The 19,056-nt window shown below is 65.3% G+C and carries 12 protein-coding genes; 10 read left to right on the top strand and 2 right to left on the bottom strand.

The features are described 5' to 3' along the window. Positions 1-7 precede the first annotated feature (7 nt). Together ppa and KW832_RS12690 are read left to right on the top strand one after the other, a co-directional pair. Positions 8-544 carry an inorganic diphosphatase gene (gene ppa / locus KW832_RS12695; RefSeq protein ID WP_055398170.1) on the top strand — a complete coding sequence of 179 codons (537 nt, stop codon included), beginning with the start codon at positions 8-10 and terminating at the stop codon, positions 542-544. Positions 545-818: 274 nt separating this feature from the next. After that, positions 819-2,654 (top strand): methyl-accepting chemotaxis protein, encoded by a 1,836-nt coding sequence (locus tag KW832_RS12690; protein ID WP_218300153.1) that lies wholly within the window; start codon positions 819-821, stop codon positions 2,652-2,654. 187 nt (positions 2,655-2,841) lie between these two features. Here the strand turns inward: KW832_RS12690 and KW832_RS12685 are convergent, their stop codons facing one another. Beyond that, positions 2,842-3,648 (bottom strand): triacylglycerol lipase, encoded by an 807-nt coding sequence (locus KW832_RS12685; RefSeq protein WP_218300152.1) that lies wholly within the window; start codon positions 3,646-3,648, stop codon positions 2,842-2,844. 334 nt (positions 3,649-3,982) lie between these two features. Between KW832_RS12685 and KW832_RS12680 the strand changes: the two genes are divergently transcribed. Then, positions 3,983-5,782 (top strand): methyl-accepting chemotaxis protein, encoded by a 1,800-nt coding sequence (locus tag KW832_RS12680; RefSeq protein WP_218300151.1) that lies wholly within the window; start codon positions 3,983-3,985, stop codon positions 5,780-5,782. Between the two features lie 189 nt (positions 5,783-5,971). On the opposite strand, the gene KW832_RS12675 is transcribed toward KW832_RS12680, so the two are convergent. After that, a complete protein-coding gene (locus KW832_RS12675) occupies positions 5,972-7,459 on the bottom strand; it encodes a PLP-dependent aminotransferase family protein (RefSeq protein WP_218300150.1) in 1,488 nt (495 codons plus the stop codon). 166 nt (positions 7,460-7,625) lie between these two features. On the opposite strand from KW832_RS12675, the gene KW832_RS12670 reads away from it, so the two are divergent. From KW832_RS12670 to infB, 7 genes are all read left to right on the top strand, one after another. After that, on the top strand, positions 7,626-8,420 hold the full coding sequence (locus tag KW832_RS12670) for a c-type cytochrome (RefSeq protein ID WP_121506020.1): 795 nt from the start codon (positions 7,626-7,628) through the stop codon (positions 8,418-8,420). Positions 8,421-8,434: 14 nt separating this feature from the next. Next, positions 8,435-9,715 (top strand): cytochrome c, encoded by a 1,281-nt coding sequence (locus KW832_RS12665; protein WP_218300149.1) that lies wholly within the window; start codon positions 8,435-8,437, stop codon positions 9,713-9,715. A 57-nt stretch (positions 9,716-9,772) separates the two neighbouring features. Further along, a complete protein-coding gene (locus KW832_RS12660) occupies positions 9,773-10,177 on the top strand; it encodes a thioredoxin family protein (protein WP_218300148.1) in 405 nt (134 codons plus the stop codon). Positions 10,178-10,337: 160 nt separating this feature from the next. Next, entirely contained in the window at positions 10,338-13,709 is a 3,372-nt protein-coding gene (locus KW832_RS12655; RefSeq protein WP_218300147.1) for a DEAD/DEAH box helicase, read from the top strand. Between the two features lie 276 nt (positions 13,710-13,985). Further along, positions 13,986-14,582: a ribosome maturation factor RimP gene (rimP, locus tag KW832_RS12650; protein WP_218300146.1), complete on the top strand. Its 597-nt coding sequence runs from the start codon at positions 13,986-13,988 to the stop codon at positions 14,580-14,582. A gap of 79 nt (positions 14,583-14,661) precedes the next feature. Further along, positions 14,662-16,146 (top strand): transcription termination factor NusA, encoded by a 1,485-nt coding sequence (gene nusA, locus KW832_RS12645; RefSeq protein WP_121420486.1) that lies wholly within the window; start codon positions 14,662-14,664, stop codon positions 16,144-16,146. A gap of 24 nt (positions 16,147-16,170) precedes the next feature. After that, positions 16,171-19,044: a translation initiation factor IF-2 gene (gene infB / locus KW832_RS12640; RefSeq protein WP_121506026.1), complete on the top strand. Its 2,874-nt coding sequence runs from the start codon at positions 16,171-16,173 to the stop codon at positions 19,042-19,044. The last annotated feature ends 12 nt before the right edge of the window (positions 19,045-19,056 follow it).

Genomic DNA, 19,056 nt, shown 5'->3' with positions numbered 1-19,056 from the left:
CAAAGACATGTCCCTCAACAACGTCCCCCCAGGTAAGAACGTCCCCGAAGCCTTCAACGTGGTCATCGAGATCCCGATGAACTCTGACCCGATCAAGTACGAAGTGGACAAGGAATCGGGCGCGATCTTCGTGGACCGTTTCATGACCACGGCCATGCACTACCCCACCAACTACGGCTACGTGCCACAGACGCTGTCGGGCGACGGCGACCCGGTGGATGTGCTGGTGATCACCCCCTACGCGCTGCACCCCGGTGTGGTCGTGCCGTGCCGCCCGCTGGGCATCCTGATGATGGAAGACGAGGCCGGTGTGGATGGCAAGGTCATTGCCGTGCCCACCTCCAAAGTGTTGCCCATGTACGACCACTGGCAGAACATCGACGACGTGAATGCCATGCGCCGCAACGCCATCGCCCACTTCTTCGAGCACTACAAGGACCTGGAAAAGGGCAAGTGGGTCAAGGTGCTGGGCTGGGAAGGCATTGACGCCGCCAAGAAGGAAATCACGGACGGCATCGAGGCTTTCAAGAAGTCGAACGCCTGAAGAAAATTGGGCATCAAATAGCCTCCAAGGCTTTTTGGTAAAGCGGGATTAGCTACAAATACAATAGCCTTCCAGCGTTCCCGACAAAGCATGCGCGCCACAAGCCCGCATGCTTTTTTTTGGCCGCGCGGTGTTGTTCTGTAAGGGGAAAGCCCACTTTGCAGCGCGGCAGGCACTGCTAGACTGCATTTGGTTACAAGTATGCGGTGCTGAGCAATACAGATTGGCATGCGTCGAAGTGCCTTTTGGGCAAACGCAATGTGAAGGGTGATCCATGAGAGTTTCCGATCTGCGCATCGGCGTCAAGCTGGGAGCGGGATTTTTGGCGGTGGTGCTGTTCACCACCTTGCTGGGCGTGATGGCGCTGGTGCAGATGTCCCGCATCCACCAGGGGGCGGACCAGATCGCCACCAACTTGCTGCCCAGCGTGGCGCAAACGGGGGAGCTGCGCGTGTTGCTCAACCGCATGCGGCGCTCCGAGGCGGGGGTGGTCACCTCGCGCAGCGTGGCGGAAGTCAAGGCGTTTTCCGAGCAGGTAACCCTGCGCCACAAGGATCTGGACAAGGTCGAGGTTGCGTACGAGGCCCTCATCGACATGGACAAGGAGCGCGAGGTCTATACCGCCTACAAGCAGCGCAAAGCCGAATACATCAAGCTCCAGGCCAAATTGCTGGAGATCGCCTCGGGCGTGGACTTCACCAACGCCGAGACGCTGGAACTCACCGGCGACGCCCTGGGCATGCTCTATGCGGGCGAGTCGGAAGCCGCTTTTGTCGCCGCGGCAGAAACGCTGGGCGAACTGCAGAAGATCAATTCCGAGGCCGCGTTGCAAGCCAGTGCCGAAGGGCGTGAAGTATTCGCCACGGCGCGCCTGTGGCTGCTGGGCACCCTGGCGGTGTGTGTGGTGCTGGCGGCCTTGCTGGGTGTGGGCATTACGCGCACCGTCTCCCGGCCGGCCCACCATGCTGTGCGGGCGGCCCGCGCAATTGCCGAGGGCGACCTCACCACCGAGGTGCCGCCTGGCGGCAAGGACGAAATGGGCCAGTTGCTCACCGCGCTCGGTGACATGCGTGCCAACCTGGCGCACGTGGTGTCCGGCGTGCGCAGCAACGCGGAAGGGGTTGCCTCGGCGAGCTCACAGATTGCCTCGGGCAACAACGACCTGTCGGCACGCACAGAACAGCAGGCCAGCGCGCTGGAAGAAACGGCAGCCTCGATGGAAGAGCTGGGCTCCACCGTACGCCAGAACGCCGACAACGCCCGGGCCGCCAACCAGCTGGCGGTGAGCGCCAGCACCGTGGCCGTGCAAGGCGGCGACGTGGTGGCCGAAGTGGTCGAGACCATGAAAGGCATCAACGACAGCAGCAGAAAGATCGCCGACATCATCAGCGTGATCGACGGCATCGCCTTTCAGACCAACATCCTGGCCCTGAACGCCGCCGTGGAAGCCGCCCGGGCCGGAGAACAAGGCCGGGGCTTTGCGGTGGTGGCCGGCGAAGTGCGCAGCCTGGCAGGGCGCAGCGCAGAAGCCGCCAAGGAAATCAAAGCCCTCATCACCGCCAGCGTAGAGCGCGTGGAACAAGGCACGGCCCTCGTGGACAAGGCAGGGGCCACCATGACCGAAGTGGTGGCCTCCATCCGCAGAGTGACGGACATCATGGGAGAGATCAGCGCCGCCAGCAGCGAACAAAGCGCAGGAGTGGGCCAAGTGGGAGAAGCCGTCACGCAGATGGACCAGGCCACGCAGCAAAACGCAGCGTTGGTGGAAGAAATGGCGGCTGCTGCCAGCGCCCTGAACGCCCAGGCCGGCGAACTGGTCAACGCCGTTGCCGTGTTCAAGCTCGACGCCAACGCCATGCGCAGCGCGCCAGCACCGGCACCCCGAGCGCCCATCGCTGCCCCGGCATTCAACGCACAACGCAGTGCAGCCGCGACCAAAGGCGCCAGCAAGATCGGCAGTGCAAAGCCCGCCAAACCCCAGGCCAGCCTGGCAGCGCCCAAGGCCAGCGCAGCCGCCCCTACAGCCAGCACCAGGCCCCCGGTTGCCAGCGCGCCAGCGCCTGCAGCCGCAGCCAAGGGCGGCAACGACGACGAATGGGAGAGCTTCTGAGCGGGCATGCCCCCGCCTGAGGGAGAGCGACGAGGGATATGGATAAAAACAGGCCCTGGCGCTTGCCCATCAAGCGCGGGTAGCTATCAAAAGAAAAGCACGCTGAGGGGCATCCTCAGCGTGCTTTTTTTGTTCTCTGTTTTCTATTTCTGTGGGCGGACTGGCTGCACAGCCCCGCGCAAGTCGCTTAGCGGTGGGGATCTGGATACACCAGGTGCAAGCCCGGAACCCGGGGGCGCTGAAAAGGCTGCCAGACCACTTCCGGCCCATGCGGTTGCCGCAGGCGGTCGGCCACGGCCCACCAGGCGCTGGGGTTCAGGCCGATGCCAAAGTGGCTGGCCACCACTTCGATGTTTTCGGTGTGCGGGTTGTGCGCCGCCGGGGCCTGGATGCTGCCGCGCCAGGCCACCACACCATCTGTGCGCGAGTAGATGCTGGTGGTGGGCACGGGGGGCGCTTCGGGCAGGTTGTAGCTCTCGGTTTCGCGCTCGATGTTGCGGCCGCTGGCGAACTGGTAGATGCGCCAGGCATTGGTCGAGGTGTGGTGCCCTGCGAATGGCGTGCCCAGTGTGATCACACAGCGCACCAGGTCGGGCATCTCCTTGGCCAGCTCGCGGGCATAGACGCCGCCCAGGCTCCAGCCCACCAGGCTCACCTTGCCGCCACTGGCTTGGGCGGCCTCCTGCAGCTGCCGCTTGGCGGTTTCCAGCACGCCATCGCGGGGGCCCAGGTTCAGGCCCTGGCCCCAGCCCAGGGTGTCGTAGTTGCGCGAATCCAGGTAGCGGCGCAGCGGCACGGTGGTGGCGTCACCTGCCGTGAGGCCCGGGAACACGATCACCGTGTGGCCGTCGCCCAGCGGGGCGCGCTGCAGCACCGGCCAGGCGGGCAGCACCGCGCCAAACTCCCAGGGCGCCCGCAGCTCCAGCGCCAGCAGGGGCAGGCCCGGGGCGGGGATGTGGTTGGGATCGGTTTCTTTGTTGCTGAAAAGGGGCATCGGATCGTCAGTCAAAAGCGGAGGGCGCACCTGCGGTAGGGCCGCTGTGGAAGGTAGCATTTTTTTGCCTGCGCACCGGGGCTGGGACTGGAGCTAGCTCTCCAATCCCAACCGGGCAGGCCGGGGCCGCGGCGGGGTGGGGAACGCACTGAACCGACCGGATGCGGCGTTTTGTCAATAAATGCCTGGGCGAGTGCAGGGTGATCTGTGGCGCCCAGGTCGGAGTTGCTGCGCCGCGGCGAAATAGCACTGGTGACAAAGATCGCTCACGGCTAAGGTGGTGACAGCCAAAAAAACCACCTTCAAACCACCACCAGTCCAGAGGAGAAGCAGGATGAATCAGCTGAAGATATCAACCCGACTTACCGTAGCGTTTGCCGTCATGGTGTTGTTGCTCATCGCGCTGGGGGCGGTCAGCCTGATCCAGTCTGCGAGCCAGCGCGCAGAGCTGAAGGATGTGATTGACGTTCGCATCCCCATCACTAAAGCACTGGGCACGTTGACCGACCGGGTGAATGTGCAAGCCATCCAGGTGCGCAATCTGGCGATTTTCACGACCGAGGCCGTGACTAAGTCGTCCATGGACCAGATTGCCGCGTCGAGGGCGGAAGTGGACGCGCAGTACAAAACCCTTGACGCGCTGATCGTCTCGGAAAAAGGCAAAGAAATTCTGGCGCGCATGCAACAGCGGCGCGCAGACTTTGCAAAGATTGGCGTGCAGTACCTCACCATGATCCAGCAAGGGCAGAAGGACGAAGCCACCAAGCTGCTGGAAGAGCAGTATCGCCCCGCGCAGCTTGCCTACCAGGCGGCTATTCAGGAGCAGGTTGAGTTTCAGGCCCAGACCACGGTCAAAGCAGGTGAGCGGGCCGAAGCTGCCGCCGCTGCGCTGCAACGGGATGTGTTGATCGCTGGCGTGCTCGCCATTGCGATTGCCGTCTTTCTCGCCATCACCATCATCCGCTCCATCACCCGCCCCCTGGCGCAGGCCGTGGAGGCTGCCGACCGTGTGGCCAGCGGCGATCTCAGTGGCCAGATCACCGTGAGTTCCAAGGACGAAACCGGCCACCTGCTGGGCGCCTTGCAGCGCATGCAGCAAAGTCTGGTGAACACCGTGGGCTCGGTGCGCCAGAACGCGGAAGGGGTTGCCTCGGCGAGCTCACAGATTGCCTCGGGCAACAACGACCTGTCGGCACGCACAGAACAGCAGGCCAGCGCGCTAGAAGAAACGGCAGCCTCGATGGAAGAGCTGGGCTCCACCGTACGCCAGAACGCCGACAACGCCCGGGCCGCCAACCAGCTGGCGGTGAGCGCCAGCACCGTGGCCGTGCAAGGCGGCGACGTGGTGGCCGAAGTGGTCGAGACCATGAAAGGCATCAACGACAGCAGCAGAAAGATCGCCGACATCATCAGCGTGATCGACGGCATCGCCTTTCAGACCAACATCCTGGCCCTGAACGCCGCCGTGGAAGCCGCCCGGGCCGGAGAACAAGGCCGGGGCTTTGCGGTGGTGGCCGGCGAAGTGCGCAGCCTGGCAGGGCGCAGCGCAGAAGCCGCCAAGGAAATCAAAGCCCTCATCACCGCCAGCGTAGAGCGCGTGGAACAAGGCACGGCCCTCGTGGACAAGGCAGGGGCCACCATGACCGAAGTGGTGGCCTCCATCCGCAGAGTGACGGACATCATGGGAGAGATCAGCGCCGCCAGCAGCGAACAAAGCGCAGGAGTGGGCCAAGTGGGAGAAGCCGTCACGCAGATGGACCAGGCCACGCAGCAAAACGCAGCGTTGGTGGAAGAAATGGCGGCTGCTGCCAGCGCCCTGAACGCCCAGGCCGGCGAACTGGTCAACGCCGTTGCCGTGTTCAAGCTCGACGCCAACGCCATGCGCAGCGCGCCAGCACCGGCACCCCGAGCGCCCATCGCTGCCCCGGCATTCAACGCACAACGCAGTGCAGCCGCGACCAAAGGCGCCAGCAAGATCGGCAGTGCAAAGCCCGCCAAACCCCAGGCCAGCCTGGCAGCGCCCAAGGCCAGCGCAGCCGCCCCTACAGCCAGCACCAGGCCCCCGGTTGCCAGCGCGCCAGCGCCTGCAGCCGCAGCCAAGGGCGGCAACGACGACGAATGGGAGAGCTTCTGAGCGGGCATGCCCCCGCCTGAGGGAGAGCGACGAGGGATATGGATAAAAACAGGCCCTGGCGCTTGCCCATCAAGCGCAGGTAGCTATCAAAAATAAAGCACGCTGAGGGGCATCCTCAGCGTGCTTTTTTGTTTTCGCCCTGGCTCAGACCCGTGTCTGTGCCGGACAGGTTGTGCTGCAGTGGCCGCTCTATAGATTTGAGCTGTTGGTGCACTCACCAGGGGGTGTGCGCGCACCCTCGGCCGCCAGCACAGTTGCCAGACGGCCCACGCATTCCAGGGCGGGTTGCAGGCGGTCGTGTGCCGGGTGCCCGTAGTTGATGCGCACGCAGTGCGCAAAACGCCGGTCGGCCGAAAAAATCTGCCCGGGCGCCAGGCTGATGCCCTGCGCGAGTGCCTGACGATGCAGCGCCAGTGCATCGACCTCCTGCGGAAGCTCTGCCCACAAAAAGTAACCCCCCTCGGGCCGCGACACGCGCGTGCCCCGCGGGAAGTGCTGGGCCACCGCCGCCAGCGCAATCGCCTGCTGCTGTTCCAGGCTGCGGCGCAGCGCGCGCAGGTGCCGGTCGTAGCCGCCCTGGGCCAGGTATTCGGAAAGCGCCTGCTGCGATGGTGTGGCGGCTGATAGGGTGGTCATCAGCTTGAGCCGCTGCACCGCCGTGGCAAAGCGGCCCGCCGCCACCCAGCCCACGCGGTAGCCGGGCGCCAGGCTTTTGCTGAACGAGCTGCAGTGCATGACCAGTCCCTCGCCATCAAACGCCTTGGCAGGCGGCGGGCGCTGGGGGCCGAAGTGCAGTTCGCCATACACGTCGTCCTCGATCAGCGGGATCTGGTGGCGGGCGAGCAGTGCCACGAGTTCGCGTTTTTTGTCCTCCGGCATCAGGCTGCCCAGCGGGTTTTGAAAGCTGGGCATGAGCCAGCAGGCCTTGACCGGTTGGTGGGCCGGCTGGCGCTGCAGCGCCTCGGCCAGCGCAGCCAGGTCGATGCCGTCGCGTGGGTGGGTGGCGATCTCCAGCGCCTGCAGGTTCAGCCGCTCCAGCGCCTGCAGCGCGGCGTAGAAGGTGGGCGATTCGACCACCACCACATCGCCCGGCTGGGTGACGGCCTCCAGGCAGAGGTTGAGCGCCTCCATCGCGCCGTTGGTGATGATGATTTCTTCCACATCCACCGCGCTGCCGTGCAGGCCGTAGCGCAGCGCGATCTGCTGGCGCAGGCGCTCGTCCCCGGGCGGCAGGCTTTGCACGATGTTCCAGGGGTCGAGCTTGCGCATGCCGCTGGCCAGGCACCGCGCCAGGCGGTCCAGCGGAAACAGCTCCAGCCCCGGGAAGGCCGAGCCCAGCGGTACCAGATCGCGGTCACGGGCCAGGCCCAGCACCTCGAACACCAGGTCGCTGATCGCCACGCCGGTGGAAGTGGCGGCGGGCTGCGAGGGCAGGGGCTCGGCGGGGCGGGCCTCGGCCGTGCTGGGCAGCCGGGCGCTCACGTAGTAGCCCGAGCGCGGCCGGGCGTGGATGAGGCCCTGGGCCTCCAGCAGGTAGTACGCCTCGAACACGGTGGACGGGCTGATGCCCCGCGTGCGGCTGGCCTCGCGCACCGAAGGCACGCGGTCGCCAGGCCGCAGCGCGCCGCTGTGGATGAGCTGCGCGATGGTGTCAGCGTGGCGTTCGTAGCGTTTCATTGTGGTGGTGGGGCTGGCTGCTTGTCAAACTGATCTGTATTTTTAACAGGAAACTGAATCTGTACTGTTTTTGCCGCTGGGCGTAGAGTGTCGGCTTGTGTTGGTGCATGCCCCGAGCGCACGGCTTGTGGGTGCCCGCCGACCGTTTCCCCACGGAAAAATCCCCATGATCGATTGCCTGCGCGGCTTGCTGCGCCCTGTTTTTTCCGCACCCGGCGCGGCTGCCCTGGTGGCGCTGGCGTTGACGGCTGGCGCTGCGGCCCAGACGGTGCCCGCCAGCACGCCTCCTGCCACCCCTGCGGCCACGGTGCCCGTGTCGTCCATGTCCTCGCGCGTGCTGGCCTGTACCGCGTGCCACGGCAAAGAGGGCCGGGCCACGCCGGACGGGTACTTTCCGCGCATTGCGGGCAAACCGGCGGGCTACCTGGCCAACCAACTGCTCAACTTTCGGGACGGGCGGCGCAGCTACCCGCAGATGACTTACCTGATTGAACACCTGACCGACGACTACCTGCGCGAGATGGCCGAGCACTTTGCAGCGCTGGACTTGCCTTACCCGCCGCCGCCCGCACCACAAGCGCCCGCCGCTGTGCTGGAGCAAGGCCGCAAGCTGGTGCAAGGGGGCGATGTGGCCCGCAACATCCCCGCCTGCGTGGCCTGCCATGGCGCAGCCATGACGGGTGTGACCCCGTCCATACCCGGCCTGCTAGGCCTGCCGCGCGACTACCTCAACAGCCAGCTGGGCGCCTGGAAGACCGGCCAGCGCCGTGCGCATCTGCCCGACTGCATGGCCGACATTGCCCGCCAGCTCACGCCCGACGATGTGAGTGCTGTCTCGGCCTGGTTGGCCGCCCAGCCCGTGGCGGCGGGGGGCAAGCCCGCCCGCACCTTGCCTGCTGCGATGCCCGCGCGCTGCGGTGGTGTGGCCGAAGTGCCCGTGGCCGCTGCGGCTGCACGTTGAGAAGGGATGCACCGATGAAACGCATCCTCTGGACGATCTCTTCCATTCTGGCCGCGTTGGGCATTGCGGCAGCACTGCTGATCAGCCTGAACTTGCGCGGCGAAGAGCCTCTGCCCGCTGGCGAGACGCTGCAGAGCACACCTGAATTGATTCAGCGCGGCGAATACCTGGCCCGCGTGGGCAACTGCATGGCCTGCCATACCACGCAGGGCGGCGCGCCTTTTGCGGGCGGGCGCGGCATCGAGACGCCGTTTGGCGTGGTGCACAGCTCCAACCTCACGCCCGACAAGGCGCATGGCATCGGCAGCTGGACCTCGGCCGAGTTCTGGCGCGCCATGCACCACGGCCGCAGCAAGGACGGGCGGCTGTTGTATCCGGCCTTTCCGTACCCCAACTACACACAGGTGACGCGCGAGGATTCGGACGCCATCTTTGCCTACCTGCACAGCCTGCCCGCCGCCGCTGAGTCCAACCGCGACCACGCGCTGCGTTTCCCGTACAACACGCAGGCGGCGCTGGGTGTTTGGCGGGCGCTGTTCTTCACGCCCGGGGCTCCTCAACCCGAACCCACGCAGTCGGCTGAATACAACCGGGGCGCCTACCTTGTCAACGGCCTGGGCCATTGCACCGCCTGCCATACGCCGCGCAACGCATTGGGCGCCACCACCGACGCCAAGGCCTTTACCGGCGGGCTGATCCCGGTGCAGAACTGGTATGCCCCTGCGCTCAATGCCGCGCATGAGGCGGGCGTGAAGGAGTGGGCGACCGACGACGTGGTGGCCTTGCTGAAAACCGGCGTGGCCCCGCAGGGCTCAGTGCTGGGGCCCATGGCCGAGGTGGTGTTCCGCAGCACGCAGTATCTGAGCGATACCGATGCGCGTGCCATGGCGGTGTATCTGCAGGTGCTGCCGCAGCAAGAACACAAAGCGCCTGCTGCCGGGGCCGCGCCCCCGGCCAGCGCCCTGGCGCGCGGCGCCAAGGTGTACGAACAGCACTGCGCCCAATGCCACGGCGACCAGGGGCAGGGCGAGCCCGGCGCCTTCCCCGCGCTGGCGGGCAACCGCGCCGTCACGCTGGCCGACCCCACCAACCTGGTGCGCGTGGTGCTGCAGGGCGGCTATCTGCCTGCCACGGCGGGCAACCCGCGCCCGCACGGCATGCCACCGTTCCAGCAGTTTCTGTCCGACGAGGACGTGGCGGCGGTGACGACCTTTGTGCGCAACAGCTGGGGCAACCAGGCGCCGGGTGTGGGTACCATCGAGGTTTACCGCGCCCGCGAACGGCGTGGTTTGTAGCGCGGGGCCTGCTGTCTTCACAGGGCTCCCGCCACGCCAGCCCCAGGAGCCCGTTTGATGTCCAGCCCCGCCGCATTGCCCCCGTCCTCCCCGCCAAGCCCGGCGGCCGCCACGCCCGGTGGTTGGTGGGCCGTGTGCCTGTGCGCAGCGTGGTGTGGCACCTGCGGCATCTACCGCCCCCTGTTCGACGAACTGGCCCGCGCGCATCCGGACGTGCGGTTTGAATGGGTGGACATCGAGGACGAATCCGATCTGGCGGGCGACCTCGACGTGGAAACCTTCCCCACGCTGCTGATTGCCGACGGCGAGCGTGCGCTGTTCCTGGGTCCCTTGCTGCCCCAGGCGCCGGTGCTGGCGCGGCTGCTGGCCAGCCTGCAGTCGGCCACCCCCGGCAGCGGTGCCGGGGCAGGGGCCGATGCCCAGGGCGTGTTCGAGCGCGTGCGGGCCGCGCGCGGGCGCTGAGGCACTGCGAGTTTTTGCTCCTGTTTTGATAGCTAATTGGGCTTGATGGTCGCGCGCAAGAGGCGTTTTTTCTTTGAACTTTGTGTCTTCCTCCTCCGCACCCTGGTTTCCCATCAACTCGCTTCAGGCCTGGTGCGAAAAAGGCGCTTGGTCGCGGGGCATGGATCTTTTTCGCCAGGCGGCGGTGGTCCACATCGACATCGAGGAACGCGGCGACAGCGCCTTCACCATCCATGGCGAGGTGCAGGGCACCCAGCCCGAGCCGTATGGGCTGTCGGTAGAACTGCAATTGGCGCCCAACGGCCAGGTCAGCGCGTGGTCGGGCGAATGCAGCTGCCCGGTCGGTGAAGACTGCAAACATGCTGTGGCGCTGACGCTGAAGGCGGCGCATCTGCGCTCGGGCCCGGCACTCGCACCCTCATCCGCGCCCCTGTCGGCCCAGGCTGTGCAGGCGCTGCAGGCCATGCAAGACCGCGTGGCCGCCCAGGCCCGCGCCGAGGCCGAGGCGCGCCTGGTGCGCTGGCTGCACGACTGGGACCTGGCCGCCGACAACGCTGTGCCGCCCCCGCCGGGCGCGCGCGCAGACCGGCCCGAGTGTTATCTCTATCTGCTCTCCACCGTGGGGCGCCTGCGCTCTGGCGCGCCGCAGCTGCAGATCGAGGCCGTGGTGTCTTACGCCAAAGTGACCGGCGGCTGGGCCAAGCCCAAGACCATCCGCACCCAGCCCGGCCCCGGCCAGGCGGTGTACGACCGCGCCACCGATGCCGACCGCCAGCTGCTGCAGCTGCTGCGTGCCATGCCGCGCAGCCTGGGTTACTACTCGGCCTACAGCGGCGCGCCGTCGGGCGTGCTCGAAGGCACGGTGGGCCTGCTGGCACTGCAGCAGGCCGCCGCCACGGGCCGTCTGTTTGCCGATGCGGGCGGCGCCACGGTGGGGGCGCCCCTGCGCTGGGGCGAGCCGCTGCCCATCGCCTGGGCCTGGAACGAAACCCCGGCCCCCCAGGCCGACGGCGACAGTGCCTGGCGCTTGCAGGCCCGCCTGCCCAGCCCCAGCGCCACGCTGTGCGCCAACGACCCGCCGCTGTACCTGGACACCGACCAGGGCCTGTGTGGCCCCGTGCTGGCCGAGGGCCTGAGTGCCGCACAACTGCAGCTGCTGCTGCAGGCGCCCCCGCTGGGCACCGCCGCGCTTCAAAAGCACCACGCCGATGTGGCCAGCCGCCTGGGCGGCATGCTGCCGCTGCCGCCGGTACTCAGCCCCCTGACGCGTTTGCAGGGTGTCAAGCCCGTGGCGCGCCTGCACCTGGCGCCCGTGCCTGAATCCGATGTTCCCTACCTCGGCCTCATCACCGCCCAGCTGCGGTTTGACTACCAGGGCCATGTGGGCTGGTGGGCCGGGCAGGAGCTGGGCGTGCTGGTGTCGGGCGCTGACGGCGGCCAGGTGCTGTTGCAGCGCGATGCGATGGCCGAGCTGGATGCCATCGAGCGCCTGATGGACCTGGGCCTGCTGGGGACGGACGATGGCCTGTTCGGCATTCCCGGCGAGCAATCGCAAAACGACTGGATGCACTGGGCCGACAACGGCTTTGCGGTGCTGCGCGACGCGGGGTTTGAACTCACGCGGGATGCCGCGCTGAACGGCTGGATCACCCATGCCGACACGTTGGACGTGGCGCTGCAGCCCAGCGGCGACGATGAGGCCACATCCCCCTGGTTTGCGCTGTCGCTGGGCATGGAAATCAACGGCGTGCGCCACAACGTCCTGCCCTGGCTGCCCGAGCTGATTGCCGCCGCGGCGGCCCAGCCGTTGGACCCTGCGACGGGGCTGCCCCAACTGCCGTCGCATGTGTACCTGCCATCGCACAACGGCCCAGGCTTTGTGCGCCTGCCCACCAACACCCTGCGCCCCTGGATGGCCGCCTTGCTGGACCTGGTGGGCGACCGCGCGCACGATTTCAAGGGCGAGAGCCTCAAGCTCTCGCGCATGGACGCGCTGCGCACCAGCGCCGCGTTGGGCGAGGGCGCGGTGTGGCAGGGCGCCGATGCCTTGCGCGCCATGGTGGCCCAGTTGCAGGGCGTCGGCGCCTTGCCGGAGGTGCCTTTGCCCGCCAGCGTGCGGGCCACCTTGCGGCCGTACCAGCAGCAGGGGCTGAACTGGCTGCAGTTTCTGAGTGCCCACGGACTGGCCGGTGTGCTGGCCGACGACATGGGCCTGGGCAAGACGCTGCAGACCCTGGCACACATCCAGGTCGAAAAAGACGCGGGGCGGCTGACCGCACCTGCGCTGGTCATCGCACCCGTGAGCCTCATGGGCAACTGGCAGCGCGAGGCGGCCCGCTTTTGCCCTGGGCTGCGTTGTCTGGTGCTGCATGGCGCCGGCCGACACGGCATGGCAGATACAGTCACCGAGCATGACCTGGTCATCGCCCCGTATTCGCTGCTGCAGCGCGACCGCGTGCGCTGGTTGGCGCACCAGTGGCACCTGGTGGTGCTGGATGAAGCGCAGAACATCAAGAACGCCAGCACGCATGCCGCGCAGGTGGTCAGCCAGCTGCAGGCGCGCCACCGGCTGTGCCTGTCGGGCACGCCCATGGAAAACCATTTGGGCGAGGTCTGGAGCCTGTTTCACTTTTTGATGCCAGGTTTTCTGGGCAGTCAGACACGCTTCAAGGAGGTGTTTCGCACGCCCATCGAAAAACTGGGCGACGGCGCGCGCATGGCACAGCTGCGCGCGCGCATCACGCCCTTCATGCTGCGCAGGACCAAGGCCCTGGTGGCGGGCGAGCTGCCGCCCAAGGTCGAGTCGGTGATGCCCGTGGAGCTGACCGGCACGCAGGCCGATCTGTACGAAACCATCCGCCTGGGTATGGAAAAAACCGTGCGCGAAGCCCTGCAGTCCAAGGGGCTGGCCAAGTCGCAGATCACCATCCTTGATGCGCTGCTCAAGCTGCGCCAGGTGTGCTGCCACCCGCAACTCGTGCCGCTGGATGCTGCTAAGAAGGTCAAGACATCGGCCAAGCTGGACCAGCTGATGGCGCTGCTGCCCGAGATGCTGGCCGAGGGGCGGCGCATTTTGCTGTTCTCGCAGTTCACCAGCATGCTCACGCTGATCGAGGCCGAGCTGAAAAAACGCAACCTGCCCTGGGTCAAGCTCACGGGGCAGAGCCAGAAGCGCGACGCGATCATCGAACAGTTCACCAGCGGGCAGGTGCCCCTGTTCCTGGTCAGCTTGAAGGCGGGCGGGGTGGGGCTGAACTTGCCGCAGGCCGACACGGTGATTCACTACGACCCCTGGTGGAACCCGGCGGTGGAAAACCAGGCCACCGACCGCGCCCACCGCATTGGACAGACACAGAGCGTATGGGTGATCAAACTGGTGGCGCAAGGCACGATTGAAGAGAGAATTTTGGCGCTGCAGGAGCGCAAGGCGCAGCTGGCGGGCAGTCTATACAGCGACTCCGCTGCACGCAAGGAGCCGCTGTTCACCGAGGGCGATCTGGCCGAGCTGCTGCAGCCGCTATCACAGTCATAGCTGCTTGCGCCGATTGGATAAGCGCCAGGTGCCGTTTTGGCACCACATCGTCCGGCAGGCCGCATGCACACTGGCCTAGGCGCGTTGACAACAGTTTTGCCCGTCCGCGCCTTTGCAAATCAATACTTTGCGCGCTACAATACGACTCTCACGACCAAACGGGCGGGTACCAACCGCCCGTTTTTTTTGGTCGAACGCTTTTGGAGCTCGAAGCTGTCGGGGAAGAGTCTCCGGGGGTTATCGGGTTTTTTGTTTTTCCGGGATTGAACTGAACACGTGGCATTGCAGCAAGTCGTTGAACAAATTGTGACGGGCCTGGGGTATGACCTGGTGGAGATCGAACGCTCCGCTGGCGGTTTGCTGCGCGTCACCATCGACTTGCCCTGGGTGCAGCCGGCCGCTGATGCGCCCCAGCCCGTGATTGAGCAGTTCGTGACCGTTGAGGATTGCGAGAAGGTCACGCGCCAGCTGCAGTTTGCGCTGGAGGTCGATGGCGTCGAGTACAAGCGCCTCGAAGTGTCGTCCCCCGGCATCGATCGCCCCCTGCGCCATGAGCAAGACTTTGTCCGCTTCGAGGGTTCGGTCATCGACGTCACCCTGAAGGCGCCCATCGGCGTTGCGGCGGCGGCGGGGCAGGTGAATGCCACCCGCAAGAAATTTCGCGGCACGCTGGAGCGCGCCGAGGCTGGGGGGTGGCAGATCGTCTGGAGTGACGAGCCGCCGGTCAAGCCAGGTCAAAGGGTCAGCAAGAAACGTGTGCCCGCCCCATTGCAGGCGCTGGGCTTTACCTTGGACGAGGTTCGGGATGTGCGCCTGGCGCCCATCGTGGATTTCAAGGGGCGTGCAGGCAAGGCTGGGGCGGCACCCGCCTGAGTGGCTGCTGAAAAATTGGGGTGGGTGGCAGCCGCGCGCAGCCTCCGCCTTCGGGTGATTGAAACAGGAGAGTCGTCGCATGAATCGCGAATTGTTGATGTTGGTTGAGGCCATTTCGCGCGAAAAGAACGTGGAGCGTGATGTGGTCTTGGGCGCCGTGGAGTCGGCCCTGGCCCAGGCTACCAAGAAGCTGTACCAGGGCGAGGTGGACATTCGCGTGTCCGTAGATCGCGACAGCGGCAACTATGAGACTTTCCGTCGCTGGCTGGTGGTGCCCGATGATGCCGGCCTGCAAAACCCCGAGGCCGAAGAGCTGCTGATGGATGCGAAGGACCGCATTCCGGACATCGAAGTGGGCGAGTACATCGAAGAAGGTGTCGAGTCCGTGCCCATCGGCCGCATCGGCGCCATGGCTGCCAAGCAGGTCATCCTGCAGAAGATCCGCGACGCCGAGCGTGAAATGCTGCTCAACGACTTCATGTCGCGCGGCGAGAAAATCTTTACCGGCACCGTCAAACGCATGGACAAGGGCGACATCATTGTCGAATCCGGCCGTGTGGAAGGACGTCTGCGCCGTGGCGAGATGATCCCGAAGGAAAACCTGCGCAGTGGCGACCGTGTGCGTGCCATGATCATGGAAGTGGACCTGACGCTGCGCGGCGCTCCCATCATCCTGTCGCGCTCGGCCCCCGAGTTCATGATCGAACTCTTCCGCAACGAAGTGCCTGAGATCGAACAAGGCCTGCTGGAAATCAAGTCCTGCGCCCGTGACCCCGGCTCGCGCGCCAAGATCGCCGTGCTGAGCCACGACAAGCGCGTGGACCCCATTGGCACCTGCGTCGGTGTGCGTGGCACCCGCGTCAATGCGGTGACCAACGAACTCGCTGGCGAACGCGTGGATATCGTGCTGTGGTCCGAAGACCCCGCACAGTTTGTGATCGGCGCCCTGGCCCCGGCCAACGTGTCCTCCATCGTGGTCGATGAAGAAAAACACGCCATGGACGTGGTCGTGGACGAGGAAAATCTCGCCATCGCCATTGGTCGTGGTGGTCAGAATGTGCGTCTGGCGTCCGATCTGACGGGTTGGAAGATCAACATCATGGACGCCGCCGAAAGCGCGCAAAAGCAGGCCAACGAGACCGACACGGCCCGCAAGCTGTTCATGGAAAAGCTCGATGTGGACGAGGAAATCGCCGACATCCTGATCTCCGAAGGCTTCAACAGCCTCGAAGAAGTGGCCTATGTGCCGCTGCAGGAAATGTTGGAGATCGAAAGCTTCGACGAAGACACCGTCAACGAGTTGCGTGCCCGTGCCAAGGATGCGCTGCTCACGATGGAAATCGCCCGTGAGGAAAGCGTGGAAGAGGTCTCCCAGGACCTGCGCGACCTCGAAGGCCTCACCCCCGAGCTGATTGCCAAGTTGGCTGAAGGCGGTGTGCACACACGTGACGACCTGGCCGATCTGGCCATTGATGAACTGACCGACCTGACCGGACAGTCTGAAGAAGATGCCAAAGCCTTGATCATGAAGGCGCGCGAACACTGGTTCGCGGGGCAAGAGTAAAGGTCAGGGAGGCACGAACCACATATGTCCAGTAATACTGTCGCCGAGTTTGCAACCGAACTCAAAAAATCGCCTGAAACCCTGCTCGACCAGCTCAAAGCTGCGGGCGTGGGCAAGGCCGCCCCTTCCGACGCGTTGACCGAGTCGGACAAGCAAAAGCTGCTTGCTTATTTGCAGGCCAGCCACGGCACGGCTTCGGCCGACCGCAAGAAGATCACGCTGGTGAAGAAGTCCACCAGCGAGATCAAGCAGGCGGATGCCACGGGCAAGGCCCGCACGATCCAGGTGGAAGTGCGCAAGAAGCGCACGTTCATCCAGCGCGACGAAGGTGCCGAGGCATCTGCCGAATCCCACGCGCCCGCCGCTGCGGAAGAGGCCGCTGTTTCCAGCGAAGACCTGGAACTGTCCCGCCGCGAGGAAGAAGCTCGCCGCCAGGCCGAGCTGATCCGTCGCCAGGAGACGGAGCTGGCCGAAAAGCGTGCTGAGCGTGAAGCGCGTGAGAAGCGCGAGCGTGAAGCTGAGGAGCGCGCTGCCGCCTATGCCGCCCAGGAAGCCGAGAAGAAGGCACAAGCCTCTGCTGTCAAGCAGGAGGCCACCCGCGAGCAGGCGGCCGAAGCCGCTGCACGCAATGCAGCCCAAACCGAAGCCCGCGAAAAGGCTGCCGCTGAATCCAAGGCACGCGCCGACGAGGAAACAGCGCGCGCTGCTGACCTGGACGCCCGTCGCCGCAAGGCCGAAGCGGAAGCTGCTGCGATCCGGTCCATGATGGCCACGCCCAAGAAGGCGGTCATGGTGGCCAAGAAGCCAGAAGAACCCAAGCCAGTGGCCAAGCCCGCTGCTGTGGGGGATGCCAAGAAGGGCACCCTGCACAAGCCGGCTGTTGGCACCGGTGTGGCGCGCGCAGGCGCTCCCGCCACTGCCGGGGCAGGCGCAGGTGCGCCAGGCGCTGGCAAGGAAGTGAAGTCGGCCAAGCTGTCCTCCAGCTGGGCCAACGACACCGCCAAGAAAAAAGAAATCAAGACCCGTGGCGACAGCAGCGGCGGTGTCGGTCGCAACAACTGGCGTGGTGGCCCGCGTGGCCGCCGTGGCGACAGCCGCGACCATCGCGACGATCACCAGCAGTCTGCACCGGTCGAGGCGCGCATCATTGAAGTGCATGTGCCCGAAACCATCACGGTGGCAGAGCTGGCACACAAGATGTCGATCAAGGCGTCTGAAGTGATCAAGGCGCTGATGAAGATGGGACAGATGGTCACCATCAACCAGCCGCTGGACCAGGACACCGCCATGATCGTGGTGGAAGAACTGGGCCACAAGGCGGTGGTGGCAGCGCTGGACGATCCAGAAGCCTTTACCGACGACGATACGACCCAGCAGAACGTGGAATTGTTGCCACGTGCTCCTGTGGTGACCGTCATGGGCCACGTGGACCATGGTAAGACCTCGCTGCTCGATTACATTCGCCGCGCCAAGGTGGCTGCGGGTGAAGCCGGTGGCATCACGCAGCACATCGGTGCCTACCACGTGGAAACACCACGCGGCATGGTGTCGTTCCTTGACACCCCGGGCCACGAGGCCTTCACGGCCATGCGTGCCCGTGGTGCCCAGGCCACGGACATCGTGATCCTGGTGGTGGCGGCCGACGACGGTGTCATGCCCCAGACCAAGGAAGCCATCAAGCACGCCAAGGCGGCTGGTGTTCCTATCGTGGTGGCGATCACCAAGGCCGACAAGCCCGATGCCAACCCCGACCGCGTCAAGCAGGAGCTGGTGGTCGAAGAGGTGGTGCCTGAAGAGTACGGTGGCGATTCGCCTTTCGTGCCGGTGTCTTCCAAGACCGGCATGGGCATCGACACGCTGCTGGAGCAAGTGCTGCTGCAGGCCGAAGTGCTGGAACTCAAGGCACCGGTCGATTCATTGGCCAAGGGTCTGGTTATCGAAGCCCAGCTCGACAAGGGCCGCGGCCCTGTGGCCACGGTGCTGGTGCAGTCCGGCACGCTCAAGGTGGGCGATATTGTGCTGGCTGGCCAGACCTATGGCCGCGTGCGCGCCATGCTGGACGAAAACGGCAAGGTCGCCAAGACGGCAGGCCCGTCGATCCCGGTGGAAATCCAGGGTCTGACGGAAGTGCCGCAGGCCGGCGACGAATTCATGGTGCTCACGGACGAACGCCGTGCCCGCGAAATCGCGACCTACCGTGCCGGCAAGTTCCGCAACACCAAGCTGGCCAAGCAACAGGCCGCCAAGCTGGAAAACATGTTTGCTGACATGACGGCGGGCGAAGTGAAGATGTTGCCCATCATCGTCAAGGCCGATGTACAGGGTTCGCAGGAAGCGCTGGCGCAGTCGCTGCTCAAGCTCTCGACCGACGAAGTCAAGGTGCAGCTGGTGTACGCCGCCGTGGGCGCCATCAGCGAGTCCGACATCAACCTGGCGATCGCCTCCAAGGCCATCGTGATCGGCTTCAACGTGCGGGCCGATGCCGGTGCGCGCAAGCTGGCCGAAGGCAATGGCGTCGATCTGCACTACTACAGCATCATTTACGACGCTGTGGACGAGCTGCGTGTGGCGATGTCCGGCATGCTGGCCCCCGAGCAGCGCGAAGAGATCATCGGTACCGCCGAGATCCGCACGGTGTTCGTTGCGACCAAGATCGGCACGATTGCCGGTTCGTACATCACTTCCGGCATGGTCCATCGCAACGCACGCTTCCGCCTGCTGCGCGACAACGTGGTGGTCTACACCGGCGAAGTCGATTCGATCAAGCGCCTCAAGGACGATGTCAAGGATGTCAAGGAAGGCTTTGAGTGCGGTATCAAGCTCAAGAACTACAACGACATCAAGGAAGGCGATCACCTCGAATTCTTTGACATCAAGGAAATCGCGCGGACGCTGTAAGGCATCGGTGAC

Source organism: Acidovorax sp. sif0632 (assembly GCF_019218805.1).
In the GTDB taxonomy this organism is placed as follows: domain Bacteria; phylum Pseudomonadota; class Gammaproteobacteria; order Burkholderiales; family Burkholderiaceae_C; genus Acidovorax; species Acidovorax facilis.
This window is presented reverse-complemented; position numbering and strand designations above follow the sequence as displayed.